The sequence below is a fragment of the Prauserella muralis genome (assembly GCF_003202285.1).
GTDB lineage: Bacteria > Actinomycetota > Actinomycetes > Mycobacteriales > Pseudonocardiaceae > Prauserella_B > Prauserella_B muralis.
Map to the genome: position 1 here is coordinate 1,538,700 of NZ_MASW01000001.1, position 25,899 is coordinate 1,564,598.

The 25,899-nt window shown below is 71.1% G+C and carries 27 protein-coding genes and 3 tRNA genes; 16 read left to right on the forward strand and 14 right to left on the reverse strand.

Annotation, left to right across the window (positions count from 1 at the left end):
• Nucleotides 1–130: 130 nt before the first annotated feature.
• The 5 genes from BAY60_RS08360 to BAY60_RS08380 all read right to left on the reverse strand — a co-directional run bounded on the left by BAY60_RS08360 (nt 131) and on the right by BAY60_RS08380 (nt 3,556).
• Nucleotides 131–373, reverse strand: coding sequence for a DUF2630 family protein (locus BAY60_RS08360; RefSeq protein WP_112280177.1), 243 nt, complete (start codon nt 371–373; stop codon nt 131–133).
• A gap of 165 nt (nt 374–538) precedes the next feature.
• On the reverse strand, nt 539–1,315 hold the full coding sequence (locus tag BAY60_RS08365; RefSeq protein WP_425466452.1) for an IclR family transcriptional regulator: 777 nt from the start codon (nt 1,313–1,315) through the stop codon (nt 539–541).
• Between the two features lie 2 nt (nt 1,316–1,317).
• Entirely contained in the window at nt 1,318–2,262 is a 945-nt protein-coding gene (locus BAY60_RS08370) for a PDR/VanB family oxidoreductase (protein ID WP_211330205.1), read from the reverse strand.
• A gap of 5 nt (nt 2,263–2,267) precedes the next feature.
• Nucleotides 2,268–2,486 carry a hypothetical protein gene (locus BAY60_RS08375; RefSeq protein WP_112280180.1) on the reverse strand — a complete coding sequence of 73 codons (219 nt, stop codon included), beginning with the start codon at nt 2,484–2,486 and terminating at the stop codon, nt 2,268–2,270.
• Nucleotides 2,483–3,556: an aromatic ring-hydroxylating dioxygenase subunit alpha gene (locus BAY60_RS08380; protein ID WP_112280181.1), complete on the reverse strand. Its 1,074-nt coding sequence runs from the start codon at nt 3,554–3,556 to the stop codon at nt 2,483–2,485. The genes BAY60_RS08375 and BAY60_RS08380 overlap by 4 nt, the downstream gene beginning before the upstream one ends.
• Before the next feature lie 162 nt (nt 3,557–3,718).
• Between BAY60_RS08380 and BAY60_RS08385 the strand changes: the two genes are divergently transcribed.
• On the forward strand, nt 3,719–5,173 hold the full coding sequence (locus BAY60_RS08385; RefSeq protein ID WP_112280182.1) for an MFS transporter: 1,455 nt from the start codon (nt 3,719–3,721) through the stop codon (nt 5,171–5,173).
• On the opposite strand, the gene BAY60_RS08390 is transcribed toward BAY60_RS08385, so the two are convergent.
• Complete coding sequence (locus tag BAY60_RS08390; RefSeq protein WP_112280183.1) at nt 5,170–5,814, reverse strand: response regulator transcription factor; 645 nt, start codon at nt 5,812–5,814, stop codon at nt 5,170–5,172. The two genes, BAY60_RS08385 and BAY60_RS08390, sit on opposite strands and share 4 nt — an antisense overlap.
• Nucleotides 5,805–6,944: a sensor histidine kinase gene (locus BAY60_RS08395; RefSeq protein WP_112280184.1), complete on the reverse strand. Its 1,140-nt coding sequence runs from the start codon at nt 6,942–6,944 to the stop codon at nt 5,805–5,807. The genes BAY60_RS08390 and BAY60_RS08395 overlap by 10 nt, the downstream gene beginning before the upstream one ends.
• A gap of 133 nt (nt 6,945–7,077) precedes the next feature.
• On the opposite strand from BAY60_RS08395, the gene BAY60_RS08400 reads away from it, so the two are divergent.
• Nucleotides 7,078–7,719, forward strand: a complete 642-nt coding sequence (locus BAY60_RS08400) for a DedA family protein (RefSeq protein WP_112280185.1) — start codon at nt 7,078–7,080, stop codon at nt 7,717–7,719.
• A 7-nt stretch (nt 7,720–7,726) separates the two neighbouring features.
• Here BAY60_RS08400 and lon read toward each other — a convergent pair whose 3' ends face one another.
• Together lon and BAY60_RS08410 are read right to left on the reverse strand one after the other, a co-directional pair.
• Nucleotides 7,727–10,123, reverse strand: coding sequence for an endopeptidase La (lon, locus tag BAY60_RS08405; RefSeq protein ID WP_112280186.1), 2,397 nt, complete (start codon nt 10,121–10,123; stop codon nt 7,727–7,729).
• 83 nt (nt 10,124–10,206) lie between these two features.
• Nucleotides 10,207–11,142, reverse strand: coding sequence for a GNAT family N-acetyltransferase (locus tag BAY60_RS08410; RefSeq protein WP_112280187.1), 936 nt, complete (start codon nt 11,140–11,142; stop codon nt 10,207–10,209).
• Nucleotides 11,143–11,379: 237 nt separating this feature from the next.
• Between BAY60_RS08410 and BAY60_RS08415 the strand changes: the two genes are divergently transcribed.
• From BAY60_RS08415 to BAY60_RS08445, 7 genes are all read left to right on the forward strand, one after another.
• Nucleotides 11,380–14,028, forward strand: coding sequence for a putative bifunctional diguanylate cyclase/phosphodiesterase (locus tag BAY60_RS08415; protein ID WP_112280188.1), 2,649 nt, complete (start codon nt 11,380–11,382; stop codon nt 14,026–14,028).
• A gap of 74 nt (nt 14,029–14,102) precedes the next feature.
• Nucleotides 14,103–14,175 (forward strand) — tRNA-Thr (locus tag BAY60_RS08420).
• 53 nt (nt 14,176–14,228) lie between these two features.
• Nucleotides 14,229–14,301, forward strand: a tRNA-Met gene (locus BAY60_RS08425).
• Nucleotides 14,302–14,452: 151 nt separating this feature from the next.
• Nucleotides 14,453–14,617: a 50S ribosomal protein L33 gene (gene rpmG / locus BAY60_RS08430; RefSeq protein WP_112280189.1), complete on the forward strand. Its 165-nt coding sequence runs from the start codon at nt 14,453–14,455 to the stop codon at nt 14,615–14,617.
• Between the two features lie 164 nt (nt 14,618–14,781).
• On the forward strand, nt 14,782–15,873 hold the full coding sequence (locus tag BAY60_RS08435; protein WP_112280190.1) for a S1 family peptidase: 1,092 nt from the start codon (nt 14,782–14,784) through the stop codon (nt 15,871–15,873).
• Between the two features lie 80 nt (nt 15,874–15,953).
• On the forward strand, nt 15,954–16,397 hold the full coding sequence (locus BAY60_RS08440) for a MaoC family dehydratase N-terminal domain-containing protein (protein ID WP_112280191.1): 444 nt from the start codon (nt 15,954–15,956) through the stop codon (nt 16,395–16,397).
• Complete coding sequence (locus BAY60_RS08445; protein WP_112280192.1) at nt 16,397–16,801, forward strand: MaoC family dehydratase; 405 nt, start codon at nt 16,397–16,399, stop codon at nt 16,799–16,801. Before BAY60_RS08440 ends, BAY60_RS08445 begins: the two co-directional genes overlap by 1 nt.
• 80 nt (nt 16,802–16,881) lie before the next feature.
• Here BAY60_RS08445 and BAY60_RS08450 read toward each other — a convergent pair whose 3' ends face one another.
• From BAY60_RS08450 to BAY60_RS08465, 4 genes are all read right to left on the reverse strand, one after another.
• A complete protein-coding gene (locus BAY60_RS08450; RefSeq protein WP_112280193.1) occupies nt 16,882–17,760 on the reverse strand; it encodes an SGNH/GDSL hydrolase family protein in 879 nt (292 codons plus the stop codon).
• Nucleotides 17,761–17,779: 19 nt separating this feature from the next.
• Nucleotides 17,780–18,769 carry a DUF1648 domain-containing protein gene (locus BAY60_RS08455; protein WP_112280194.1) on the reverse strand — a complete coding sequence of 330 codons (990 nt, stop codon included), beginning with the start codon at nt 18,767–18,769 and terminating at the stop codon, nt 17,780–17,782.
• Nucleotides 18,766–19,116: a GntR family transcriptional regulator gene (locus BAY60_RS08460; protein ID WP_112280195.1), complete on the reverse strand. Its 351-nt coding sequence runs from the start codon at nt 19,114–19,116 to the stop codon at nt 18,766–18,768. The genes BAY60_RS08455 and BAY60_RS08460 overlap by 4 nt, the downstream gene beginning before the upstream one ends.
• A gap of 103 nt (nt 19,117–19,219) precedes the next feature.
• Complete coding sequence (locus tag BAY60_RS08465) at nt 19,220–20,452, reverse strand: pyridoxal phosphate-dependent aminotransferase (RefSeq protein ID WP_112280196.1); 1,233 nt, start codon at nt 20,450–20,452, stop codon at nt 19,220–19,222.
• A 182-nt stretch (nt 20,453–20,634) separates the two neighbouring features.
• Between BAY60_RS08465 and BAY60_RS08470 the strand changes: the two genes are divergently transcribed.
• From BAY60_RS08470 to rplA, 5 genes are all read left to right on the forward strand, one after another.
• Nucleotides 20,635–20,707: transfer RNA gene (locus tag BAY60_RS08470), tRNA-Trp, on the forward strand.
• A 34-nt stretch (nt 20,708–20,741) separates the two neighbouring features.
• The gene (gene secE / locus BAY60_RS08475) at nt 20,742–21,197 is read left to right on the forward strand and encodes a preprotein translocase subunit SecE (protein WP_112280197.1); all 456 of its coding nucleotides are present in this window, start codon (nt 20,742–20,744) and stop codon (nt 21,195–21,197) included.
• Nucleotides 21,198–21,281: 84 nt separating this feature from the next.
• Entirely contained in the window at nt 21,282–22,079 is a 798-nt protein-coding gene (gene nusG, locus BAY60_RS08480) for a transcription termination/antitermination protein NusG (protein WP_112280198.1), read from the forward strand.
• A 76-nt stretch (nt 22,080–22,155) separates the two neighbouring features.
• On the forward strand, nt 22,156–22,587 hold the full coding sequence (rplK, locus tag BAY60_RS08485; RefSeq protein WP_112280199.1) for a 50S ribosomal protein L11: 432 nt from the start codon (nt 22,156–22,158) through the stop codon (nt 22,585–22,587).
• An 81-nt stretch (nt 22,588–22,668) separates the two neighbouring features.
• A complete protein-coding gene (gene rplA / locus BAY60_RS08490; RefSeq protein ID WP_112280200.1) occupies nt 22,669–23,391 on the forward strand; it encodes a 50S ribosomal protein L1 in 723 nt (240 codons plus the stop codon).
• Between the two features lie 60 nt (nt 23,392–23,451).
• On the opposite strand, the gene BAY60_RS08495 is transcribed toward rplA, so the two are convergent.
• Nucleotides 23,452–24,402, reverse strand: coding sequence for a hypothetical protein (locus BAY60_RS08495; protein WP_112280201.1), 951 nt, complete (start codon nt 24,400–24,402; stop codon nt 23,452–23,454).
• A 400-nt stretch (nt 24,403–24,802) separates the two neighbouring features.
• On the opposite strand from BAY60_RS08495, the gene rplJ reads away from it, so the two are divergent.
• Together rplJ and rplL are read left to right on the forward strand one after the other, a co-directional pair.
• Nucleotides 24,803–25,348, forward strand: a complete 546-nt coding sequence (rplJ, locus tag BAY60_RS08500; RefSeq protein WP_112280202.1) for a 50S ribosomal protein L10 — start codon at nt 24,803–24,805, stop codon at nt 25,346–25,348.
• A gap of 51 nt (nt 25,349–25,399) precedes the next feature.
• On the forward strand, nt 25,400–25,792 hold the full coding sequence (gene rplL, locus BAY60_RS08505) for a 50S ribosomal protein L7/L12 (RefSeq protein WP_112280203.1): 393 nt from the start codon (nt 25,400–25,402) through the stop codon (nt 25,790–25,792).
• Nucleotides 25,793–25,899: the final 107 nt, after the last annotated feature.

Consider the following 25,899-nt stretch of genomic DNA (forward strand, 5'->3'; position numbering starts at 1 on the left):
GCGCACCTCCACCTGCGTGGGTGCATCCTCGAGCCGCCGGAGAGCGGGCCCGAGACGGTCACGAATTACGGTAGACCTCACCCACGGTGGCCGCATCCCTTTGTCGATCAGCAGGGCGTCCCGGCGAGGGTCACTGCCGGTACGACTCCACCTCGCTGATCGGCCGCGGCTGCGCCTCGTCGGGGTCCTCACCGAACTCGGCCCGCGCACGCCGCTGCCGCAGCAGGTCCCAGCACTGGTCGAGCCGCTGCTCGAGGTCCCGCAGGCGCGTCTTGTCCGCGTCGGTGAGCCCGGTGCCGGTGACGCGCGACCGCAGCTCGCGCTCCTCGGCGATGAGCTCGTCGATCCTGCCGATGATCTCGTCGTCAGCCATCAACAACCTCCCTGTGCGTCCCCCGCCACCGTACGGCCCCACAGTGCAGTTAGCCCGCTCAACGCACTCCGCCGACGGCCCCCGGAGCGCAGTTCGCGGGCTTACTGCACTCCTGAGCATGGCTAAGTAGTGCAGTAAGCCCGCTAAACGCACTTCAGGGGGTGGTCAGGGGTTGCCGGCGAGGCGGGGCAGCAGGGTCCGGGAGATGCCGCGGGCGGCGGCCTGAACGAGCGGGGCCAGGGTCAGCGGCTCCGCCGAACCCGCACGCACGACGAGCGACACGGCGGCCACCACCGTGTCGCCCCGCCCGCGGATCGGCGCCGCCACCGACAGCGCGTCCAGCGTCACCTGCCCGTCGCTCACGGCGTAGCCGTTGCGCCGCACCGCCGCCAGCACCTCCCGCAGCCGGTCCGGCTCGGTGATCGTCTTCGGCGTGTAGGCGTGCAGCGGCGACGTCAGCGCCTGCTCCTGCACCTCCGCGGGGGCGTGCGCCAGCAGCACCAGCCCCACACCCGTCGCGTGCAGCGCGAACCGGCCACCCACCCGCGTCAGCACGGGCACCGCGTACCTGCCCGCGATGCGCTCCACGAAGACCAGCTCCAGGCCCTCGCGCACGGCGAGCTGCACGTTCTCGTGCGTGACCTCGTACAGGTCCTCCAGAAACGGCATCGCCGCGTCCCGCAGCCCCAGGCCACGCGGCGCCAGCGACGCCACCTCCCACAGCCGCAGCCCGATCCGGTACCGGCCGTCGGCGCCGCGCTCCAGCGCGCCCCACGCCACCAGCTCCGCGGCCCGCCGATGCGCCGTCGGCAGCGACACCCCGGCCCGCCGGGCCAGCTCGCTCAGCGACAGGTCCGGGGTGGAGGGCGTGAACGCCTCCAGCATGGCGAGCACCTTGGCCGTCACCGACCGGGCATCTCCGCCCACCCGAACTCCCGTCACGTCTACAATTCGAGCACCAGCCGAGGCCCGCACGACCGCGACACGCAGATCATCATCGTCTCACCCGCCGCGCGTTCCTCCTCGGTGAGCAGCGAGTCGCGATGGTCGGGCACGCCCTCGCGCACCTCCGTCTCGCACGTGCCGCACGTGCCCTCCTGGCACGACGACAGCACCGGTATCCCGGCCTCCTCGACCACCTCGAGGATCGACTTGTCGGCGGGCACCGGCAACGTCCGCCCCGAGACGGCCAGCTCCACCTCGAACGACTCGCGCGGCCCCGCGTCCGCATCGGCCTTCGGTGAGAACCGCTCCACGTGCAGCGCACCCGGACCCCATGCCGCGCATCGCTGCTCCACGGCCGCCAGCAGGGGCTCCGGCCCGCAGCAGTACACCGCCGTGTCCGGCTCCGGCGTGCCGAGCAGGCTGTCGAGGGGCAACAGCCCGGTCTCGTCCTGCGGCCGCAGGGACACCCGGTCGCCGTACTTGGCCACCAGCTCGCCGGCGAACGCCATCGACGTCCGCGTCCGCCCGCCGTACACCAGCCGCCAGTCCACGCCGCGCGCGTCGGCCTCGGCCACCATCGGCAGGATCGGCGTGATCCCGATGCCACCGGCAAGGAACAGGTAGCGTGGCGCGTCCACCAGCGCGAAGTTGTTCCTCGGCCCGCGCACCCGCACCCGCGTGCCCTCGGTGAGCCGGTCGTGCACGAACGCCGAGCCGCCCCGGCCCTGGGGTTCCCGCAGCACCGCCACGGTCAGCGCGGAGCGGTCCGCCGGGTCGCCGCACAGCGAGTACTGCCGCTCGAGGCCGTCGGCCAGCAGCAGGTCCACGTGCGCCCCCGGCGTCCACTCCGGCACCGCGCCGCCGTCCGGCTCGCGCAGCGTCAGGCACACCACGCCTTCGGCCACGCGCTCCTTGCGGGCCAGCACCAGCTCCCGCTCGTCCATCGCGGTCACACCCCCGCCAGCGCACGCTCCGGCGGAGGCGCGGGCTCGCCGGGACGCGTGTCGTGGCCCTCGGGGTGGGCGAGCAGCCAGTCCCACAGCTCCACCGGTTCCTCCGACTCGTGCTCGGCGCCGCAGTGGCACACGCCCACCAGCCGGTCGGTGCCCAGCACCCAGTGGATGCGGAACACGGTGTCGCCGTGCAGCATCGCCACCCGGGCACTCATGACCGCACCGCCGCGGGCCGCTCGGCGGGCTGCTGCCCACGCTCGACCATCCGCTTGAGGAACCGCCGAGCGGCGAGGCCGCCGGTGTCGATGTTGATCGACAGCTCCTGGTAGCCCTCCGGCTCCGACTGGATGACCTGCTCCAGGATGTTCAGCGCCGTCACGTCCTGCAGCACCACCGTGCGGTTGCTCTCGGCAAGGAACGCCGACACGCCCTCGTCGTCGAGCGCGAAGTCCCGTGCCACCGCCCAGAAGTCGTGCGTCGAGTGCTCGGTCTCCGGCGTGATCGCGTACACCACCTCGACGTGGAAGCCGTCCGGGTCGGTGCCGTCGTCGTTCGGCAGCACACCCACCGGCGCGATCCGGCTGTGCAGCAGGTACAGGCACGGCGGGTGGTACTCGATGTCCTGCCACCGGGTGATGCGGCCCTCGATGCCGGTCGACTTCGCGTAGAAGGACGGGCACTCGGCGTCGGCCATGTGCCTGCTGACGTAGATGATCTCCTTCTCCTCGTCCACCTCCGTGGTGATCGGCGTGTTCGCCACCTCGGGCGTGCCGATGTAGCCGCCGTGCAGGTAGGTCTCGTGGGACAGGTCCAGCAGGTTGTCCACCAGCAGCTCGTAGCGTGCGGCCAGCGGCTCCATCCCCGACACGGTCGTGTACGCCGGATCCGCGAGCCACGGTGCACGCGGAACCGCCGCCGGGTCCGCCTTGTCCCGGTCGCCGATCCACACCCACACGAACGAGTCCTGCTCCACCAGCGGGTAGCTCGGCACCCGGGCGGTGCGCGGAATGCGGGTCTGGCCGGGCACGAACACGCACGAACCGGCCGTGTCATAGGTGAATCCGTGGTAGCCGCACACGATGCGGTCGCCGTCGAGCCTGCTCTCCGACAGTGGATACCGCCGGTGCACGCACCGGTCGGCGAGCGCCACCGCCTCGCCGGCCTCGGTGCGGTAGAACACGATCGGCTCGCCGCAGATGGTCCGGGCGAAGAGTTCGCGGCCGATCTCGCGGCCGTACGCCGCCACGTACCACTGGTTGCGGGCAAAGGTCGTCGGGGTCGTCATTGACGTCGCTCCTCGGCGTGAGTGGTGGGAGTGCGTCCGACTGTGAGCGCTGTGACCTGCTCCGGACCACGCCCGTTTTCACCAGCTGAAAGATTTTGTGGATTCCGTTCACCGGAATGCCGGGCGGGCGCGGCGGGCGAACCGCTGTCAGGGTGCTGCCCCATGACACGGTCAGAGTCGACGTTCCTGCCCGCAGGCAGGCAGGCGGGCAAGCCCTACCGGGCGTTGTGGCTGATGTTGCTGCTGGGCTGGGTCGTCAGCTATGCCGACCGCACGCTCACCGGCCCGGTCGTCAGCTGGATGATCGAGAACGAGGTCGGGTTCATCGGTGAGGCCAGCGACCCGAGGGCGCTGGGCGGCCTTGTCGGCTCGCTGTTCTTCACCGGCTACATGCTCACCCAGTACCCCGGCGGCAGGCTCGGCGACCGCTTCGGCCACCGCGAGATGATCGTGCTGTCCCTGCTGTGGGCCGCGGTGATGACGCTGGTGTCCGGCGTGGTCGTCGGGCTCATCGCGTTCGTCGGGGCCCGGGTGCTCACCGGGCTCGGCGAGGGCGTGTTCTACTCCAACGACCGCACGCTCATCCTCAACCACACCCCGCCCCGGCGCCGCACGCTCGGCCTCGGCGTGGTGATCTCCGGGCTCTCCGTCGGACTCACCCTGGGCATCATCTGCACCCCGCTGCTCATCGACTGGGGTTCCTCACTCGGCATGGGCGTCGAGTCCTGGCGGATGCCCTTCCTCGCGTTCGCGGCCCTGTCGGTCGTCGTGGCGCTGGGCTGCTGGTTCTTCTTCCACCGCCACCTCGGCGGCAGGCTGCGCCTCGGCCCGCCGCTGCTGCGCCTGATCGCCGTGTCGGTGCCGCTGCTCGTGGCCGTGCTGACGCTGTTCGTCGTCGCCGACCAACTGCGCTGGCCCACGTGGGGCACCGCCATCGGCTCCGGCGTGCTCGCCGTGGTGGTCATCGGCGTCATCGTCGGAAGGCTGCGCCGCACCCCCGAGGCGTCGACACTGCTGAGCCGCGACATCGTGATCATCTACTTCGCCTACATCGCGATCCTGTGGAACCTGTGGTTCTTCAGCTTCTGGTCGGTGGAGATCGTGCGGGAGGCCACCGAGAGCTCCCTGCTCGCGGCGGCGCTCACCGCGGCGTTCAACGCGGGCGCGGGCATCATCGGCTTCCCCGTCGGCGGGTGGCTGGCCGACCGCGCGCTGCGCCGCGGCGTCGGCCGCAAGCCGCTGCTCATCACGTTCACCGTCGTCTACTCGCTGCTCGTGTTCGCCTTCGCGCTCTCCATCAGCGGCGACGGCGACCCGTCACTGCTGCTGCTCGGCCTGATCCTGTTCTGCTCCGGCCTGTTCTTCAACGCGCTGCAGCCCATCGCGCAGGGCATCACCGGCGACCTGGTGCCGGAGAAGCAGCGCGGCTCGGCGTTCGGCCTGCTGAACCTGATCTCCGAGATCGGCGCCGTCGCCAGCCCGGTGGTCAGCGGCGTGCTGCGCGACGCCACCGGCAGCTGGGCCGTCGGCACCTGGGTCGCGGGCGGCATCATGCTCGCCTCGGCCGGGATGTACGCGCTGGTGCGGGAGAAGCGGCCCCAGCTCGCCGCCACCTAGGAGTTCAGAAAGCGCAGCACGGCCAGCACGCGGCGGCTGAAGCCGTCGGTGTGCGCGAGGCCGAGCTTGTCGAAGATCGCGTTGACGTGCTTTTCCACCGCGCTCTGCGACACGTACAGCTGCGCGGCGATCCCGGCGTTGGTGTGCCCCTGCGCCATCTTCTCCAGCACCTCCCGCTCACGCGTCGTCAGGCGCGTGAGCGGGTCGGCGCGGCTGGTGCGGGCCAGCAGGCGGCGCACCACCTCCGGGTCGAACGCGGCACCGCCTGCGGCCACCCGGTCCAGCGCGTCGAGGAACTCGCCGACCTGCGCCACCCGGTCCTTGAGCAGGTATCCGACCCGGCCCGCGTCGTCGGTGATCAGCTCGGTGGCGTAGCGCTTCTCCACGTACTGCGACAGCACCAGCACCCCGATCTCCGGCCAGCGCGCCCGGATCTCCAGCGCGGCCCGCAATCCCTCGTCGGTGTGTCCCGGCGGCATGCGGACGTCGGTGACGATCACGTCCGGCCGGTGCTCGGCGGTGGCCGCGACGAGCGCGGCGCCGTCGGCCACGGCCGCCACCACCTCGTGCCCCTCCTCGGCAAGCAGCCGGATCAGGCCCTCGCGCAACAGCGTCGAGTCCTCGGCGAGGATCACGCGCATGGCAGCTCCGCCGTGACGGTGGTCGGCCCGCCCGGCGGGCTGTCCACACTGAACACTCCGTCGGCGGCCGCGACCCTGCGGGCGAGCCCGGAAAGCCCTCCGCCGTCCGCACTGGCGCCGCCCGTGCCGTCGTCGGTGATCCGCACGACGATCATGCTCGCATCCTGCTCCACCGCGATGCCGATCCGCGACGCACCCGCGTGCTTGATCGCGTTGGTCACCGCCTCCGACGCCACGAAGTAGGCGACCGTCTCGGTCGCCTCGTCCGGCCGCCGCACGAGTGCGTAGTCCACCGTCACCGGCAGGCTCGACCGTTCCGCCAGCGACTCCAGCGCCACCTGCAACCCTCCCGAGTCGAGCGCGATCGGATACACCCGCCAGGTCACCTCACGCAGCTCCTGCAGCGCCTCCTGCGACTCGTCGTGGGCCTGCCGCAGCAGCTCGGCGACGTGCTCGGCGTCCCGGGTACGGCGGGCCCTGCCGAGCAGCATGCCCAGCGCGACGAGCCGCTGCTGCACGCCGTCGTGCAGATCCCGCTCGATGCGCCTGCGCTCGTCGTTGACCGCGGCCACCACCTCGGCGCGCGTCGTGGCCAGCTCCGACACCCGGCGCCGCAGCAGCTCCTGCTCGCTCGGCCCGAGAAACCGGTGCGCGAGCCGCCGGTCGAGCACCGCGACCCCGACGAGCCCCTGCACGGCGAGAAACACCAGCAGGGTGCCGAACAGGACGACCGTGATCGGGTCGTACCAGTCGCCGTCGAGGTCGCCGCCCCCGATGGGCCGGCCCGTCGCCAGCTGCCGCGCCATGATTCCCGCCGACACGGCGCCCCACAGGATGAGCAGGAAGATGCCTGCGCCGATCCCGCCGACGACACTGCGCAGGGCGAGGTACTCCAGTGCCCGCCTGCCCGTGTAGTCGGCGGAGTTGTCGCTGGCGAGGAAGCGCGCCAGCCGCGCCCGCTCCAGCTCCGCCAGCACGCGGGCACCGGCGAACACGCGGTGCCGCGCGGCGGGCACCGCCAGCGCGGGGAGGGCCAGCAGCACGTAACCGAATTCGGCGAACGCGCTGGCCCCGCCGAGCGCCAGCCCGGCGGTCGCGCGGCACACCCGGCGCACGGCGGAGTCGGCCATGCCCCCGAACCTAGCCGGAGCGCGCACGCGCGCGGACTGCGGTTTTCCGCAGGATCACCGGTGTGGCTCTCGGCACTCGAACGGGTGCCACACTTCATGGTGAGCGAAGGCCGGGATTCGTAGCGTCGAAGGCATGGACTTTCACCACGCCGCGACCACCGAGCCGCTCGGCGGCATCGCCGGATGGGCCGTCAGCCTGATGGAGACGCTCGGTGGCCCCGGGGCCGCCATCACGGTCGGCCTCGACAACCTCTTCCCGCCGATTCCCAGTGAGCTGGTGCTGCCGCTGGCCGGGTTCACGGCGGCAAGGGGCACCTTCTCACTGGTCGAGGCGCTGGTGTGGACCACGGTCGGCTCCGTGGTCGGCGCGGTGATCGTCTACTACCTGGGGATGCTGCTCGGCCGCGACCGCGTGCGACGGCTGATGGCCCGCGTGCCGCTGGTCAAGGCCGACGACTTCGACCATGCCGAGCGCTGGTTCGCCAAGCACGGACCGAAGGCGGTGTTCCTGGGCCGCATGGTCCCGCTCGTCCGCAGCGTCATCTCGCTGCCCGCGGGAGTCGAGCGGATGCCGGTGTGGAAGTTCCTCACCCTCACCACGCTCGGCAGCCTCATCTGGAACACCGCCTTCGTCCTCGGCGGCTACTTCCTCGGCGCCAACTGGCACATCGTCGAGCAGTACGCCTCGATCTTCCAGAAGGTCGTCATCGTCGCCGTCGTCGCCGCCATCGCCTTCTTCGTGGCACGACGGCTGCGCGACCGGTCCTCGACGTGAACCCTGCTCACGCGGCGCTGGCCAGCGGAGCCGTCGCGGGCTCCAGCGCCAGCTCCAGCACCTCCCGCACACTGCTCACCGGATGCACGTCGAGCTGGGCCAGGATTTCGGCGGGCACGTCGTCCAGGTCCGGCTCGTTGCGCTGCGGGATCACCACCGTCGTCAACCCGGCCCGGTGCGCGGCCAGCAGCTTCTGCTTGACCCCGCCGATCGGCAGCACGCGGCCGGTCAGCGACACCTCGCCGGTCATCGCGACGTCCGAGCGCACGAGCCTGCCGGACAGCAGCGACGCCAGCGCCGTGGTCATCGTCACCCCGGCCGACGGCCCGTCCTTGGGCACCGCGCCCGCGGGCACGTGGACGTGCACCCCGCGCTCGGCGAGATCGCCCACGGGAAGCTCCAGCTCCGCGCCCCGCGACCGCAGGTACGACAGCGCGATCTGCGCCGACTCCTTCATCACGTCGCCGAGCTGGCCGGTGAGCGTCAGGCCCGTGCCGCCGGTCTCCGCGTCGGCCAGCGACGCCTCGACGTAGAGCACGTCGCCACCCGCACCGGTCACCGCGAGCCCCGTCGCCACGCCCGGGATCGACGTGCGCTGCACGCCCGCGGGCAGCGACGACTCCGGCACGTGCCGGGGCCTGCCGAGGTAGCTCTCCAGCTCCTCGGCGCCGACCGTCACCGGCAGCTCCGCCTCGCCGAGCGCGACCTTGGTGGCGATCTTGCGCAGCACCTTCGCGATGGTGCGGTTGGCGTCGCGGACCCCGGCCTCCCGCGTGTACTCGGCGGCGATCCGGCTCAGCGCGGCGTCGGTGAGCACCACGTCGTCCCGGCCCATGCCCGCGCGCTCCAGCTCCCGGGGGAGCAGGTGGTCGCGGCCGATGGTCACCTTCTCGTGCTCGGTGTAGCCGTCGAGGGTCACCAGCTCCATCCGGTCCAGCAGCGGGCCGGGGATCGTCTCGAGCGCGTTGGCCGTGGCCAGGAACACCACGTCCGACAGGTCGAGATCCACCTCGAGGTAGTGGTCGCGGAACGTGTGGTTCTGCTCCGGGTCCAGCACCTCCAGCAGCGCCGCCGTCGGGTCGCCCCGGTAGTCGGCGCCCACCTTGTCCACCTCGTCCAGCAGCACCACCGGGTTCATCGAGCCCGCCTCCTTGATGGCGCGCACGATCCGGCCCGGCAGCGCCCCGACGTAGGTGCGCCGGTGGCCGCGGATCTCCGCCTCGTCCCGGATGCCGCCGAGCGCCACCCGCACGAACCTGCGGCCCATCGCCTTCGCGACCGACTCGCCCAGCGACGTCTTGCCGACCCCGGGAGGGCCGGCCAGCGCCAGCACCGCTCCGGAGTGACGACCGCCCACAGTGGACTCCGCGCGGCGCTGCCGCACGGCCAGGTACTCGATGATGCGTTCCTTCACGTCGTCCAGCCCCGCGTGGTCGGCGTCGAGCACCCGCCGCGCCCCCGCGATGTCGTGCACGTCGGTGGTCCTGGTGTGCCACGGCATCTCCAGCACCGTGTCCAGCCACGTCCGGATCCAGCCGGCCTCCGGCGACTGGTCCGACGTCCGTTCCAGCTTGTCCACCTCGGCCAGCGCGGCCTTGTGGACGTGCTCGGGCAGGCCGGCCGACTCGACCCTGGTGCGGTAGTCGTCGTCGTTCCCGGTGCCGTCGAGCTCGCCGAGCTCCTTGCGGATCGCCTCCAGCTGGCGGCGCAGCAGGAACTCCTTCTGCTGCTTCTCCATGTCCTGCTCGACGTCCTTGCGGATGGTGTCGTTGACCTGCAGTTCGGCGAGGAAGGCCTTGCTCGCCTCGAGTGCGGTCTCCAGCCGCGCGGCAACGTCGACGGTGCGCAGCAGCTCCAGCTTCTGCGCGGTGTCCAGGTACGGCGCGTTGCCAGCGAGGTCGGCGATGGCCGAAGGGTCCTCGAGCTGCTGCACCGCGTCGAGCATCTGCCACACGCCGCGCTGCTGCAGCAGCGAGATCACCACGGACTTGAACTCCGCGGCCAGCTCACGGGCGCGCTCGTCGACCGGCAGCTCGGCGACCGGCGTGGTGTGCACGCGGCGGGCCTCGCCCGGACCGTCGGCGACCTCGCCCAGCAGGGCACGGCGGGTGCCACGCAGCAGCGCCACGGTGGCGCCGCCGGGCACGCGGCCGATGCGCTCGACCGCCGCGACGGTGCCGATCTCGACGAGCTCGCCGTCGATCCTCGGGACGAGCAGCACCTCGGCCCTGCCCGCCGTGGCCGACCGGATGCCGGGCAGCGCGGCGCCGCCCGGCGCCGCCGCCTGCGCGGCCTCCACGGCGGCCTTCGTCTCGGCCGAGGCGAGGTCGAACGGTACGACCATGCCCGGCAGCACGACGTCGTCGTCGACGGGGAGGACAGGGAAGACCTGGGTCTGGTTCATGACACGCTCCCGTCTTGTTGAGTATGTCTCGCTCAACTTTGTGGAGCGTGGGTTTGTTTCCTCCGGGCGTTCGCCCGCAGCGATCAAGGATTGGCCGGCCTGCGGTACCAGTACGTCCACAGCGGCCGGTAGCCCTGGGCATACCAGAACGGCGTCGAGCGCGGGTTCGCGAGCGCGTGGTGCAGCAGCACCGCCTCCACGCCCTCCTCGTCGACCAGCTGGTGGACGTGCGCGATCAGTGCCGAGCCCACACCGCTGCCGCGGGCCTCCTCGGCGACGGCCTGCGAGGCCAGGTAGCCGACCCGGCGCGCGGCCACGTGACCCGCGATCCAGTCCGAGGCGGGCGGCAGCTGCAGGTGGACGTACCCGAGCGGCCTGCCGTACAGCTCCGCGATCCACAGCGCGGGTGACGGCACGGCCAGCAGCTCACGCGTCTCCGCCGCCACCGCCCGCTCCTCCTCCGGCCGTGGCGTGACCATGCCGAACTGGGCGTCGTAGCGGCGCAGCTCGAGTTGCAGGCGCACCACCGTGCCGGCGTCGCGCGGCTCGGCCCTGCGGATGCGCACGCCGGGCACCGCGGGCGGTCCGCTGCCGAGGCGGTCGGCGGGCCGCACGGCGAGCACCCGCATCGGCGCGAACCCGTGCCGCAACAGGGCGTCTCCGCCCGCGGTGTCCCGGCTGGGCCGGACCACGACGGCGGCCGTGTCCCAGTCCCCGCGTGTCGCGGAGCCGGCGAGCAGCTTCTCCCAGCGGGCGAGCAGCGGCTCCAGAGCCTCGCCCGGATCGTCCCCGGCGAGCCGGACGTCCAGGCGGTACTCGGTGAGCGGGCGCCACAGCGCGGCGGCGGATGCGGCGCCCACCTCGGAGCGGGTGGCGTGCCCCGTCGCCTGCGGGGTGCTCAGCACGGTCCCGTCCGTCCCGGCCGCGGCCGTGCCGTCCAGCGGCGACGGCGGAGGCAGCAGCGGATCCGCCCCGCTCAGCCGTTTCGCGTGCTCGGTGTCGATGTCGTCGATCTCCATGGCGATATCCAACAGGACGTGGTATGAGATAGGTCACTCAGGATGCGACTACAGGGGGCGACCCTGACAGTGGTGAAGTCACCCGCGACGACGCTTCAGTATCACCGCGTTGGTGCTCCGTTAACCCTCAGGTGATCTGATGGAGTTCGAATTGCGGCCTTGATACGCCCTCCGGGGTACAGTAAGGCCTTCATCAGCGGATCCGGTCCCCAGGCGTGCGCGACGGGAGGAGGTTGCATGCCGGACGCACACGAGGAGCCTGACGGCTCTCCCGCGACTGCGCCCAGCGCAACCACCGCACCGGCACTGCGCCAGGGAGCCGGCGCGACCACCGAGGCGCACGCCGACGAACGCCGGTTCCGGGTCTACACCGCGGTCGTGCTCACCGTCGGGCTGCTGGCCGCGGCCGCGGTCTCGACGTGGCTGCCCTTCGATGGCTCAGTCCACCTGTGGTGGATCGGACCACTGCTCGCGCTCGCCTTCCTCGGCGCCGAGCAGCTCGGCGTCAACGTCGACGTGCGCAGCGGCATCTCGTGGACGATCTCGTTCACGGAGATCCCGCTCGTCATCGGGTTCTTCGTCGCGCCGTTCGAGGTGGTCCTCGCGGCCCACGTCGTCGCGGGTGTGACCACCCTGCTCGCCCGCAAGGTGACCGGGCGGGTGCTCTACAACGCCGGCGCCTTCCTCATCGAGGTCACCAGCGCCTTCGCCGTGGCGGGCCTGGTCAGCCAGGCCATCGGCGGGCCGGACGGAATGCCGTGGGTCGCCGCGCTCGCCGGCACGCTCACCGCGCCGCTGGCCAGCACGCTGCTCGCGATGGCGGCCGTGCGGGTGCTGCGCCGCCGGATGCGCGTCGGCACGGTGCTGCGCCTGGCAGGGCGCATCCTCGTCGTGGGCTTCGTCAACGCCTCGGTGGGCCTCACCGGCTACCTCGTCATCTCCAAGACCCCCGAGGCCTGGCCGATCGTGCTCGCCGTCAGCCTCGGCCTCGCCGCCCTGTACTGGGCCTACTCCGACCTGCTGCGCGAGCAGCGCGACATGGAGGCGCTCTCCGACGTCAGCCTGATGGTCGCGAGGTCAGGCCAGCAGGCCGCCGCCCGGCCCGCGGGCAAGGCGGGGGAGCTGGGCGAGGAGATCGACGTCGGCGAGTGGTCGACCATCGCCGAGCGGGTCAAGGACCAGCTCGCGGCGGCGCGGGTCGTGCTGCGGCTGCGGCTGGAGCCCGACGAGCCCATGCGGGCCGTCGTCGGCGGCCAGCAGCTGCCTGCCGCCTACGTCCGGCCCGACGACCCGCTGCTGCGCCTTCCCGGTGCCCACGTGCGGCACTTCCGCATCACCGAGGCCAACCCCGAGGTGCGCGCGGCACTGCTCGACCGGGGCGCGCAGGAGGCCCTCGTCGTGCCGCTGCGCAGCGCCAACCAGCTGCTCGGCGTCATCGAGGCACACGACCGGCTCTCCCGCTGGCGGGGGTTCGGCAAGTACGACGTGCAGCTGCTCGGCACGATGGCCAGCCACCTCGCGACCGCGCTGGACAACCGCAGGCTGCTCGCCACGCTGCGGCACGACGCCTACCACGATCCGCTCACCGGGCTGCTCAACCGGCCCGGCTTTCGCCAGGTCGCGCGGGAGCCGCTGCACGAGCGCGAGGAGTGTGTGGCGCTGCGCGTGGACCTGGACGTGTTCTCCACCGTCAGCGACGCGCTCGGCTACGCCTGGGCCGACCGCATGGTGATGGCGGCGGGCAGGCGGCTCCGCGACGCGCTCGGCCCCGACATCCCGGTCGCGCGGCTGGAGGGCGCCTCGTTCGCGGCTCTGCTCGTGGACTGCACCGCCGAGGGCGCGCACGAGATCGCGGAGCGGCTGCGGGAGCAGCTGTCCGTGCCGTACCCGGTGGACCGGCTCACGGTCGAGGCCAACGCGATGGTCGGCTACGCCTCCACCACCGTCGAGGAGAGCGGGCCCATCCGCGACGTCGACGGCCTGCTGCAGCGCGCCGACGTGGCCGTGCGGGCCACCCGGGGTGGCGAGGAGGTCCGCGGCTACGCGCCGAGCATGGGCCAGATCTTCCTGCGCCGCTTCCAGATGGTCACCCAGTTCCGGCAGGCGCTGGAGGACGGCCAGGTCAGCGTGCACTACCAGCCCAAGGTGTCGCTTCCGGGCAAGCACGTGCTGGGTGTCGAGGCTCTCGTGCGCTGGCAGCATCCGGAGTTCGGCAAGGTCGACCCTGACGAGTTCGTGCCCGCCGTCGAGGCGGCGGGCCTGGTCGGCGCGCTCACGTCGTTCGTGCTGGAGAAGGCGCTCGATCGCGTGCGCCGCTGGCTCGACGAGGGCCTGCGGATCTCGGTGGCGGTGAACCTCTCGGTGCGCAACCTGGCCGACGCCGACTTCCCGGCCAAGGTCGCCGACGCGCTGGAGCGGTTCGGCGTGCCCGCGGAGCTGCTGACCTTCGAGCTCACCGAGTCCGGCGTCATGGCCGACCCGCAGCGGGCCCTGCCGATCCTGCGCGAGCTGCACAGCCTCGGCATCGTGCTGGCCGTGGACGACTTCGGCACCGGCTACTCGTCGCTGGCCTACCTGCGGCAGCTGCCGGTGGACCAGGTCAAGATCGACAAGAGCTTCGTGCTCGGCATGGGCACCGATCTCGGCGACCTCGCCGTGGTGCGCTCGATCGTCGAGCTGGGGCACTCGCTGGGACTGACGGTGGTGGCCGAGGGTGTCGAGGAGGACGTGGCCCGCGACCAGCTGGAGGCGATGGGCTGCGACGTCGCGCAGGGCTACCTGATCTCGCGCCCGCTGTCCGAGGAGCGGCTGGAGGCGTGGCTGCAGGCCCGCACGGCGCGCTCGCCCGGGCACAAGGCCGAGACCGTGCTGACCCTGCTGACCTGAGACTTTTCCGGTGCCGACCCCCCTCGTTCGGCTGGTCACCGGCTCATGTACTCTATTCGAGGCTCGTTGAGCACGCCCCTTTAGCTCAGTCGGCAGAGCGTCTCCATGGTAAGGAGAAGGTCTACGGTTCGATTCCGTAAAGGGGCTCGGAGTTGGGGCCGCGATGCGTACACTGAAGTATCGCGGTCCTGACTGTGTGAGGCGGTGTAGCTCAGTCGGTAGAGCAAGCGGCTCATAATCGCTGTGTCGCCGGTTCAAGTCCGGCCACCGCTACGCGAGCGGGGGAGCCGTGTTTGCGAAAGAGCGCAAACCCGCCTCGCTCCGCCCAAGCCCTGGGGGTGCGACCCTCAGACCCCGCCCGGGAGGGCTCCGCCCCCCGGACCCCCCGACCAGGTGGGGAACCGAGTAGCTAGAAGGAGCCGATGTGGCTGCCACCGACGTGCGACCGAAGATCACGCTGGCGTGCGAGGAGTGCAAGAACCGCAACTACATCACCAGGAAGAACAAGCGGAACGACCCGGACCGCCTGGAGATGAAGAAGTTCTGCCCGAACTGCGGTACGCACCGGACGCACAAGGAAACCCGCTGACCTTCCGCTGAATCCTCAGCCTTCGAAACCGCCCTCGGTCCGCCGGGGGCGGTTTTGTCATGCCTGGACAGTGTTGGAAAGAATCCAACGAAAGGTGCTACCGGCCTGTTGGTGACCACCGTCACTCTATCGGGTGATACACCCTGCGAAAGGTGAGTGCCGGTATGAACCGAATGTCCAGAACTGTCGGCTTGGCCGCGGCGGGAGGGCTCGCTCTCGGCGTCCTGGTGCCGACGGCGGCGTCCGCCACGAGTATCGAGGGCTACTCGGGCGACGTGGCCGCGGCGGCGATCTCCACGATCACCGAGGACCGCGGCGTCAGTGACGCCGCCGCCGCGCGGATTCTCCGGGTCCAGCAGGACAGCGCCCGGACGCTGAGTGAGCTGACCACACGCCTTGGCGACCAGCAGGTCGGCGGGTATCTCGACGCCCGTGGCCTGCCCGTGGTGAACGTCGTGTCCGAGGCGGCGGCCGAGCAGGTCCGCGCCGAAGGCGCCACGGCCAGGTTCGTCAGCCGTTCCACCGCGCGGCTCGACGCGGCGAGGGCCGCGCTCGAGGCCGTGCCCCCGGTGGCGCACACCTCCATCGGCCTCGATCCCCGGGCCAACCAGGTCGTGGTGACGGTGTCCGAGGCGGCGGCCGACGCCGCCGCGTCCGTACTGCTCGCGACGGCCGACCGCTTCGGCGACGCGGTGCGCGTGGAGCGTTTCGCGGGCGAAATGCACAAGGCCATCTACAACGGCGAGGCCATCACGGGCGGCGGCAGCCGGTGCTCGGCGGGCTTCAACGTCAACCGCGGAGGCCAGAACTACATCGTCGACGCCGGGCACTGCACCGGCGCGGTGGCGCAGTGGAACGTCGGGCCGTCGGTCGAGGCGAGCTTCCCCGGCGACGACTACGGCCTGATCCGCAACGACACCGGCAGCGCGCCCGGCGAGGTGACGTTGTGGGACGGAACCACCCAGGCGATCACGTCGGCGGCGGACGCCACGGTGGGCCAGCAGATCTGCAAGAGCGGCAGCACGACCAACCTCACCTGCGGCACGGTCGAGGCCGTGGACGTCACCGTGAACTACGCCGAGGGCGCGGTGCACGAACTGGTGCAGACGAGCGCCGCCGTCAACTCCGGTGACTCCGGCGGCTGCCTGTTCGCGGGCAGCGTCGGGCTGGGGATCACCTCCGGCATGGGCGGCGGCAACTCGTACTTCCAGCCGGTGACCGAGGCGCTGAGCGCCTACGGGGTCTCGCTGAACTGACGGGGGAGGCGGCGGTGCCCGGCCGGGTCGGCGCGACCCGGCCGGGCGGCCGTCGCCGGGGTCGCGGGTAACCTGCTCGGGTGCCTTTGGATCCTTCCTTCGTCGGCCGGACGTATCCGCCTGCCAGCACGTACGAGGTGAGCCGGGAGAAGATCGCCGAGTTCGCCGATGCCATCGACGACGACAGCGCCCTCTACCGCGATGCCGGGGCCGCGAAGGCCGCGGGCTACCCGGACGTGATCGCGCCCCCCACATTCCTCACGATCATCAACCTGGCCGCGATCAACGCGATCGTCGCCGACCCCGAGCTGGGACTCGACTACTCACGCATGGTGCACGGCGACCAGAGGTTCACCCACCACCGTCCGGTGCGCGCCGGCGACCGGTTGCAGCTCACGACGTACATCGACGACATCTTCGCGCGCGCGGGCAACGACTTTCTCAACGTGCGCGCCGACATCGTCACCGAGGACGGCGAGCCCGTGTGCACGACGCACGCGCAGCTCGTGGTGAGGGGGCAGTGATGGCGGTGCGGGTCGGCGACGAGCTTCCGGGGCTGTCCGTGCGGGTCACGCGGGCGCAGCTGGTGCGTTACGCGGGCGCGTCCCTGGACTTCAACCCGATTCACTGGAACGAGCGCTTCGCCAAGAGCGTGGGCCTGCCGGACGTCATCGCGCACGGCATGCTCACCATGGCCCTCGGCGGCCGGATGGTGAGTGACTGGCTCGGCGACCCGGGCCGGGTCGTGTCCTACGGCGTGCGCTTCACCCGTCCGGTGGTCGTGCCGGACGACGACGAGGGCGCGCTGGTCGAGTTCACCGGCAAGATCGGCGAGGTCCGCGACGACGGCACCGTTCGGGTCGACGTCACCGCCAAGTTCGACGGCAAGACGGTCCTCGGCAAGGCACAGGCCGTCGTCCGCCTCTGACCCCCGAAGTGCGTTCAGCCCGCTCACTGCACTCCCCGACGTGCGTTTAGCGGGCTCACTGCACTCCTGAGCAATGCTCACTACCGCGTTGTGCCCGCTAACTGCAGGACGGCGGCGGCCATCGCCTCCTCGCCGCGGGCGGTGGGGTGCAGCGGTGCCGCGCCCGTCACCGGCTCCGGGCCCTCGACCCAGCGGTCTTCCGGCGGCGCGCACATCCCGTGGCCGCGGGTCGGGGCGGCGGTGTCGGCGAACTCGGCGCCGTGCCGCCGCGCCTGCTCGGCGAGGATCGTGTTGAACCGTTCGAGCCCCTGTCGCAGGTAGGCCACGTCCTGCGGGCTGTACGGCAGCTCGGGCCAGCACGCGTCCGGGTCGGCGGGCAGGATCGTCGGGTAGCCGACCACGATCACCCGCGCGTCGGGCGCCCTGGCCGTCACCTGACGCAGCGCCCCGCCCACCGCCGCCGCGGCGCGGTCGAGCCGGTTCCGCAGCTCGTCGCGCCCGCTCGCGGTCAGCTGGTCACGGCACGGCGACGCGGCCGGATCCCGCGTCCGGCACCGCGCGGCCAGGCCGATGAGGCCAACGTCGTTGCCCCCGATACCGATCGTGACCAGCGTCGTTCCGGCCGTCACGGCGTTGAGCTGAGGCGGGTTGGTGCCGTCCTGAGTCCGCTGTGGCGACACGAGATGCTCGGTGGTGGCACCGCTGCAGCTGACGTCGACGAACTCAGCCGGATCGAGCTTCGCGGCCACCAGCCGGGGATAGTTGTTCGCCGACCGGTCGCACCCGGGCGGGGACCCCACGGCATCGCCCGTGGCCGGTGCCGAGGTGTAGGAGTCCCCGAGCGCCACGTAGCGGCCGGGCGGCTGTTCCGGACCCTGCCGGGGTTTCTCCTCTCCACCGCACGCGGACGCGGCGACGGCGAGTGCGGTGACGGCGGCGATGCGGGCCCAGGTGGTCATCACCCGCGTTTCTAGCCGATCACGCCCGCCCCGTCGACTCGCGCCGCACCAGGTCGTTGACCAGCCCCGCCGCCTGCTCGGGCCGGTCGACGGTGGCCAGGATCCGGTATCCGGAACGCAGATGCAGCGCCAGCGCGGGGCCGGTGCGGATCTTGTAGGCCGTGTAACCGCTGACCGGATTGACGCGCACCCCGAACCCGCCGCCGCTCAGCACGCCCAGCTGCTCGACCCTCGCGTCGGCGATGTCGCCGAGTGGCACGTGCCGCCGCGGCAGCCCGAACGCGCCCATGCGGATGGTGACCCCGGTGGAGTCGACGACCACGCTGATCCGCGCCAGAGCAAGCGCCACCAGCACCGACACCGCGCCGATGGCGAGGTAGGCGGCCAGTGCCGGCCCCGCGGCGGTCAGCAGGATTGTCGCCAATGCGATCGCCGGCACGAGGAGTGCCAGCAGCACGGCCAGCCCGACGTTGGTCGTGCGACCCACCCACGCCGCTCGCTCACCCGGAGCCAGCCCCAGCGACGGGCCCTCCGGTGCCGCCCCGGCAGGCCGCTCCGGTGCCGTGCCGGGCCCCGCGACGACGGCGGCCAGTGCCCCCGCGGCGCCGCTGACCCCCAGTACGATCGCGATGACCCCGCCCGCCCCCGCGGCCTGGTGCCACGACGGCACGTCGAGCGTGGCTTGCAGGGAGGCGATCAGACACGCCGCGGGCATCGTGGCGAGCCACGCCGCGAACGCGACGACCGGCCGCCGCACGCCGTAGCCGCGACGGATGCCGGCGATCGCGAGCACGGCCGACGCCACGGCCAAAACGCCCGTGGCACCGAGCGTCCAAGCCGTCAAGACGTCCAGATCCGCGCCGCGGTCGACGCCCTCGGGGCCCCAGTGAATCGCGACGCTCCCCGGCAGCCGCGGTGCCCAGGCGCGCCGGAACAGCCAGCCCGCCCCCGCAGCCAGCCCGGGCAGCGCCAGCATGGCCGCGACGGGGCGCACGGTCCCGATCCTCATGAGTACTGCTCCCTCACGATCCCGGTGAGTTCCTCGACGCTCACACCCGCCCGCCGCGCCTCGCCGACCAGCTCGCCCGCCAGCGCGGTGAGCCTGGCCCGGATGTCGGCGCCGCCGGTGACCACCGCGCCGCGGCGACGGCGCAGCTCGATGAGTCCCTCGTCGCGCAGCAGCGCATAGGCCCGCAGCACGGTGTGCACGTTGATCTCCAGCGACGCCGCGAGCTCACGGCCGGGCGGCAGCTGCTCGCCCGGCGAGACCTCACCGTCGGCGAGCGCCCGCCGGATCGACGCGGCCACCTGTTCGAACAACGGCACCGGCGAGCCAGGATCGACGCGAACCAACATAGTTCTAACTATACTAGAACAAACGCACCTTGAGGGGAGCGTCAACGACGGCGGCCCCGAGGACAGGTCGTCCTCGGGGCCGCCGGAACTCGCGGGGAACGGGCTACTTCGCCTCGGAGAGCAGGTTGCCGACGCGGGTGACACCCTCCACCAGGTCGGCCTCGGCGAGCGCGTAGGAGAACCGGAAGTAGCCGGGCGTTCCGAACGCCTCACCCGGCACCACGGCGACCTCGGCCTCACGCAGGATCAGGTCGGCCAGCGCGACCGTGTCGGCGGGGCGCTCGCCGCGAATCTCCTTGCCCAGCACACCCTTCACCGACGGGTACGCGTAGAACGCGCCCTGCGGGGTCGGGCACTCCACGCCCGGGATGCCGGACAGCAGCGACACGATCCGCTTGCGCCGAGCGTCGAACGCCTCGCGCATCGTGTGGACGATGTCCAGCGGCCCCTCGACCGCCGCGAGCGCGGCGCGCTGGGAGACGTTGGCGACGTTGCCGCACATGTGTGACTGGAAGCTGGTCGCCGCCTTGACGACGTCCTGCGGCCCGATGATCCAGCCGACCCGCCAGCCGGTCATCGAGTAGGTCTTCGCGACACCGTTGAGGATCAGCGTCTGGTCGGCGAGCTCGGGCACCAGCACCGGCATCGACTCGGCCTTGACGCCGTCGTAGACGAGGTGCTCGTAGATCTCGTCGGTGACCACCCAGATGCCGTGCTCCAGGGCCCAGCGGCCGATCGCCTCGACCTGCTCGCGCGGGTACACGGCGCCGGTCGGGTTCGACGGCGAGTTGAACAGCAGCACCTTCGTGCGCTCCGTGCGGGCCGCTTCCAGCTGCTCGACGGTCGCCAGGTAACCGGTGGACTCGTCGGCGGTGACCTGTACCGGGACACCACCCGCGAGGGTGATCGACTCGGGGTAGGTCGTCCAGTACGGCGCGAGCAGCAGCACCTCGTCGCCCGGGTCGAGCAGCGTGGCGAACGCGGAATAAACGGCCTGCTTGCCGCCGTTGGTCACAAGGATCTGCGAGGGGTCGCACGCGAAGCCCGAGTCGCGCAGCGTCTTGGCCGCGAGGGCCTCCCGCAGCTCCGGCAGTCCGCCTGCCGCGGTGTAGCCGTGGTTGGTGCGCTCGTGCACCGCGGCGGCCGCGGCCTCGACGACGTAGTCGGGGGTGGGAAAGTCGGGCTGGCCGGCACCGAAGCCGATCACAGGGCGGCCCTCCGCCTTGAGCGCCTTCGCCTTCGCATCGACGGCGAGGGTCGCCGACGGCGTGATGCCCGCGATGCGGGCGGAGACGCGAGAACGAGGGCTGGTGACAGTGCTTCCAGGTGTGGCCATACCGACATTTTTTCACGGGGACGGACCGGCGCGGACGCCGCCCCGGACGCGTAGTGGAGGGCGCGGTTGCAAGTGGCTGTCGGGCTTGCCGTAGACTGCCGAACTTGGAACGTCCGACACTCGACCCCGCGGCTGAGGTGGGGCCGGTGACGTGCGTCCGGGTGAGCGGATCTCCCGCTCAAAGGGGTGTAGCTCAAATGGCAGAGCAGCGGTCTCCAAAACCGCAGGTTGCAGGTTCAAGTCCTGTCACCCCTGCGTTGACGTGTCAGGTGGAGCGGAGGAGTAGCTCGTGAGCGAGGACGGCGAGAAGGACGACAAGGAGAAGGGCGCGAAGCGCTCTGACTCCCGTCCGGTCACCGCCGCGGCTCGGCGTGAGCGCCGTGCCTCCGCGCGCCCTGCCGGCACGGGCTCCGAGGCCGACTCCGAGGCCGGGAAGGGTGCGGACGCGAAGAAGCGCCCCGCGCCGAAGGGGAAGGCATCGGACAAGGCCGCCAAGCCCGTCGGCAAGGACAGGCCGACGCCGAAGCGGACCCGCAAGGACGCGAAGCAGGCTTCCCTGTTCGCGCGCCTCACGCGGTTCGTACGCGAGGTATGGGCCGAGCTGCGCAAGGTCATCTGGCCGACGCGCAAGCAAATGATCACCTACACCTCGGTGGTGCTGGTGTTCGTGGCGTTCATGGTGGCCCTGGTCGCCGGACTCGACATCCTGTTCCTCGAGGGCATGGATTTCGTATTCGGCAACTGAGCGGCCCGTCAGGCCTCGCGGGTGGCGGGAGTCGATGAGTCGGCGACCGCGACCACCACACGCGATCAACTGAGAGGACGGAAAGTGACCTCCGAGAACGGCTCAGGAGCCGGTCAGGACCTGACCGGCCTCTCCGACGAGCAGGTGCTCGCGGCCACCGGTGAAGCGGACTCGGAATACACCGAGCCCGCCGAGGCGCCGGTCGAGGCCGCCGAGGACACGGAGGCCGACACCGCTGCCGCCGCGGAGCAGGCCGAGGAGCAGGACCCGGTCGAGGCGCTGCGCGCGGAGCTGAAGTCGTTGCCGGGCGAGTGGTACGTCGTGCACTCGTACGCCGGCTACGAGAACAAGGTCAAGAACAACCTCGAGACCCGTCGGCAGACCCTGGACGTCGAGGACTACATCTTCCAGATCGAGGTGCCCACCGAGGAGGTCACCGAGATCAAGAACGGCCAGCGTAAGCAGGTGCAGCGCAAGGTGCTGCCCGGCTACATCCTGGTGCGGATGGACCTCAACGACGCCTCGTGGAGTGCCGTGCGGAACACGCCGGGCGTCACCGGCTTCGTCGGCGCGACGTCCAAGCCGTCGCCGCTGTCGCTCGACGACGTGCTGAAGTTCCTGGCGCCGCAGGTGGAGAAGGCCGCGCCCGCGAAGGCGGGCAAGGGCGAGCCCGCCGCCGCGGAGGCCCCGGCCGCGGGCCGTGCCGTCGAGGTGGACTTCGAGGTGGGCGAGTCGGTCACCGTCATGGACGGTCCGTTCGCCACGCTGCCCGCGACGATCAGCGAGGTCAACGCGGACGCGCAGAAACTGAAGGTCCTGGTGTCGATCTTCGGCCGCGAGACGCCGGTCGAGCTGTCGTTCAACCAGGTCTCCAAGATCTGACGGCCGCTGCGGCGGTCGGTCGGTCCTCGCGCCACGGCAGGTGCGCGAGGAGAGCATCACTGAACAGGGACGAAGAATGCCACCCAAGAAGAAGAAGCTTGCAGCGATCATCAAGCTGCAGATCCAGGCGGGCGCCGCCAACCCGGCGCCCCCCGTGGGCCCGGCACTGGGTCAGCACGGGGTCAACATCATGGAGTTCTGCAAGGCCTATAACGCGGCCACCGAGTCGCAGCGCGGCAACGTCGTGCCGGTCGAGATCTCTGTGTTCGAGGACCGCTCGTTCGACTTCAAGCTCAAGACCCCGCCGGCCGCGAAGCTGCTGCTGAAGGCCGCCGGTGTCGAGAAGGGCAGCGGCGAGCCGCACAAGACCAAGATCGGCAAGGTCACCTGGGACCAGGTGCGCGAGATCGCCGAGACCAAGAAGAGCGACCTCAACGCCAACGACGTCGAGCAGGCCGCGAAGATCATCGCCGGCACCGCCCGGTCGATGGGCCTCACGGTCGAATAACGGCGCCTTGTCGCCGGTGGCAGGGTCAGGCGCTGGCCCGGACCACAACTGATCCACAGACTATTCGCAAAAGGACAGAGCATGGCTAAGCGCAGCAAGGCCTATCGTCAGGCCTCCGAGCTGATCGACCGCGAGCGGCTGTACGCGCCGCTCGAGGCCGCGCGGCTCGCCAAGGAGTCTTCCAAGGTCAAGATGGACGCCACGGTCGAGGTCGCGATGCGACTCGGCGTGGACCCCCGTAAGGCCGACCAGATGGTCCGCGGCACCGTGAACCTGCCGCACGGAACGGGTAAGACCGTCCGCGTCATCGTTTTCGCCACCGGCGACAAGGCCGCCGAGGCCGAGGCCGCCGGTGCCGACGCGGTCGGCTCCGACGAGTTGATCGAGCGCATCCAGGGTGGCTGGCTCGACTTCGACGCCGCGATCGCGACGCCGGACCAGATGGCGAAGGTCGGCCGGGTGGCCCGCATCCTCGGCCCGCGTGGCCTGATGCCGAACCCGAAGACCGGCACCGTCACCCCGGCGGTCGGCAAGGCCGTCACCGACATCAAGGGCGGCAAGATCAGCTTCCGCGTGGACAAGCAGGCCAACCTGCACCTCGTGATCGGCAAGACGTCGTTCGACGCCGAGAAGCTGGTGGAGAACTACGCGGCGGCCCTCGACGAGGTGCTGCGTGCGAAGCCGTCGGCCGCCAAGGGCCGGTACGTGAAGAAGGTCACCTTCAGCACGACCATGGGTCCGGGCATCCAGGTCGACCCGGCGCGCACCCGCGACCTCCTCGCCGAGGAGCCCGCGACCGCGTAACGTCCGCGAGTCCCGAAAGGGCGGCCACCCGTGCTGGGTGGCCGCCCTTTTCGCGTGCGCTCAGTTGCTCGGTGTTGCCGGGCAGGTCTTGGGCCCGGGCTCATGTCCGGTGATGAGCCACTGACTCTTGTACTTCTGTTTGGTCAGCACGAACGTGCCGAGGGCGGGACCGCCCTTGACGCCCCCACGCAATGCGGTGGCGTCGCAGGAGTCGACCTTGATGGTGGCTCCCGGTCTCATGGCGGTCACCTCGTCGAACAGCTCCGTCGGCACGCCCGACGGAATGGCTTCGGCGTAGTCGTCCGGGCTGGCCAGTTGCCGGTTGATGGCGGTGACGGCCTCCCGGCAGCTCGAGTACCCCAGATCCTGCGCGAACTTCTGATCGGCACCGTTCGGGTAGTCGAAGCGCTGGCAGGCGTCTTCAGCGAGATTCTGCGCGATGTTGTCGTAGACGAACCGCACGGCGCCGTACGGGTCGTCCTCCATCAGGAAGTTCTTCTCGAGCTTCTGGCCGCCGAGCTGGGCCTGGCTCTCCGGGCTGTCGCTGTCGTCGCTGCCGCCGATGAAGTAGTTGTAGGCCCAGGTCAGCGCGATCGCGAGCAGGATGAAGAAGATCAGCCAGCCGAGCACCTTCTTGCCGAGCCACTGCAGCCAGCTGGGCACCTTCCGCGGCGGGCGCGGAGGCTGCTGCGGGATGAGCTGCTGGGTGGCCGTCGGCGCGGGATGGTGCTGCCGGCTCGCGGCGAGCTCACCGCCCGGCTGCGGCGGCTGCTGCCCTTGCTGGAACCGCTGGAACTCCTGGAAGCGCTGAAACTGCTGAAACTCCTCGAACTGGCGGAGCTGCTCGGGGTCCAGCTGCGGCGGGGCCTGGTGCTGTTGGCCGCCCGTTCCGGACTCGGCAGGGGCGCTCTGCTGTGCCGGCTCGATCTCCGAGCCGGGCGCGGGCTCGCCCGGCGGCCGCTGCTCGGGGCCGGGCTCTCCGTCAGGTCGCTGCTCCACCACGTGACCCATGATGCCCGCTCGCACACGCCTCGTGGCCCCGGCACCGCGTTTAGCCCGCAAAACGCACTCCGCGGACCCACCCGGAGCGCAGTTCGCGGGCAGAACGCGGTAGTGAGCATTGCTCAGTAGTGCAGTTCGCCCGCTAAACGCGCTTTGGTGGGGGTGGGGTGGGGGTGTGCGGGCGGTCGCGTATGCTGGTCAGCGGTTCTACCGAAGACCGCTGGTCTTCCCGGGCTCCACGGCTCCGGGAACGAAGGTCCGCGACACGGCGGGCGGCCCGCGCAGGAGGAACGAGGATCGCCGCGCGCGTCACCGCGCGCCCGACGCCCCGCGCCTGCTGCGCCGGGGCGTTTGTCGTGTTGGGGGTCCGGGCGCGCCAGTGGTCACCTAGCCCAGAGAGGAGGCGACCATGGCGAAGCCCGACAAGGTGGCGGCCGTCGCCGAGATCGCGGACAGGTTCCGCAACAGCTCGGCAACCGTTGTCACCGAGTACACCGGCCTCTCCGTGTCCCAGCTCGGTGAGCTGCGCCGCGCTCTCGGCAACACCGCCAAGTACCGGGTCGCGAAGAACACCCTCGTCAAGCGTGCCGCTCAGGACGCGGGCATCGAGGGTCTCGACGAGCTGTTCGTCGGCCCGACCGCCATCGCCTTCATCGAGGGTGAGCCGGTCGACGCCGCGAAGGCTCTGAAGAACTTCGCCAAGGACCACAGCGCCCTCGTGATCAAGGGCGGCTACATGGACGGGCGGCCGCTCACCGTCTCCGAGATCGAGCAGATCGCCGACCTCGAGAGCCGCGAAGTGGTGCTGTCCAAGGCCGCCGGTGCGTTCAAGGCGAAGCTGTCCCAGGCCGCCGCGCTGTTCCAGGCGCCGGCGTCCCAGGTCGCCCGCCTTGCCGCCGCGCTCGAGGACAAGCGCAAGTCCGAGGGCGGCGAAGGCGACAGTGCCGAGAGCTGACCGAACACCCCACCCCCGACGACAGAGTCCGTACGAGAAAGGAACGCCATCATGGCGAAGCTGAGCACTGACGAACTGCTCGACGCGTTCAAGGAGCTGACGCTGCTCGAGCTCTCCGACTTCGTGAAGAAGTTCGAGGAGACCTTCGACGTCACCGCCGCCGCGCCGGTCGCGGCCGTCGCCGCCCCGGGTGCCGCCGCCGGCGGTGCCGCCCCGGCCGAGGAGGAGCAGGACGAGTTCGACGTCGTGCTCGAGGGCGCGGGCGACAAGAAGATCCAGGTCATCAAGGTCGTCCGCGAGATCGTGTCCGGCCTGGGCCTGAAGGAGGCCAAGGAGCTCGTCGAGGGCGCCCCGAAGCCCCTGCTCGAGAAGGTCGACAAGGAGGCGGCGGACGCCGCCAAGGAGAAGCTCGAGGCCGCCGGCGCGCAGGTCTCGCTCAAGTGAGCTGACCCCGGCCCAACGCGAAGGGCGGGCATCTGCTGCGGCAGGTGCCCGCCCTTTTCGTGCGTGCGAAACACGCGTGGGTTACCTTGCACCCCTGCCAAACGGCC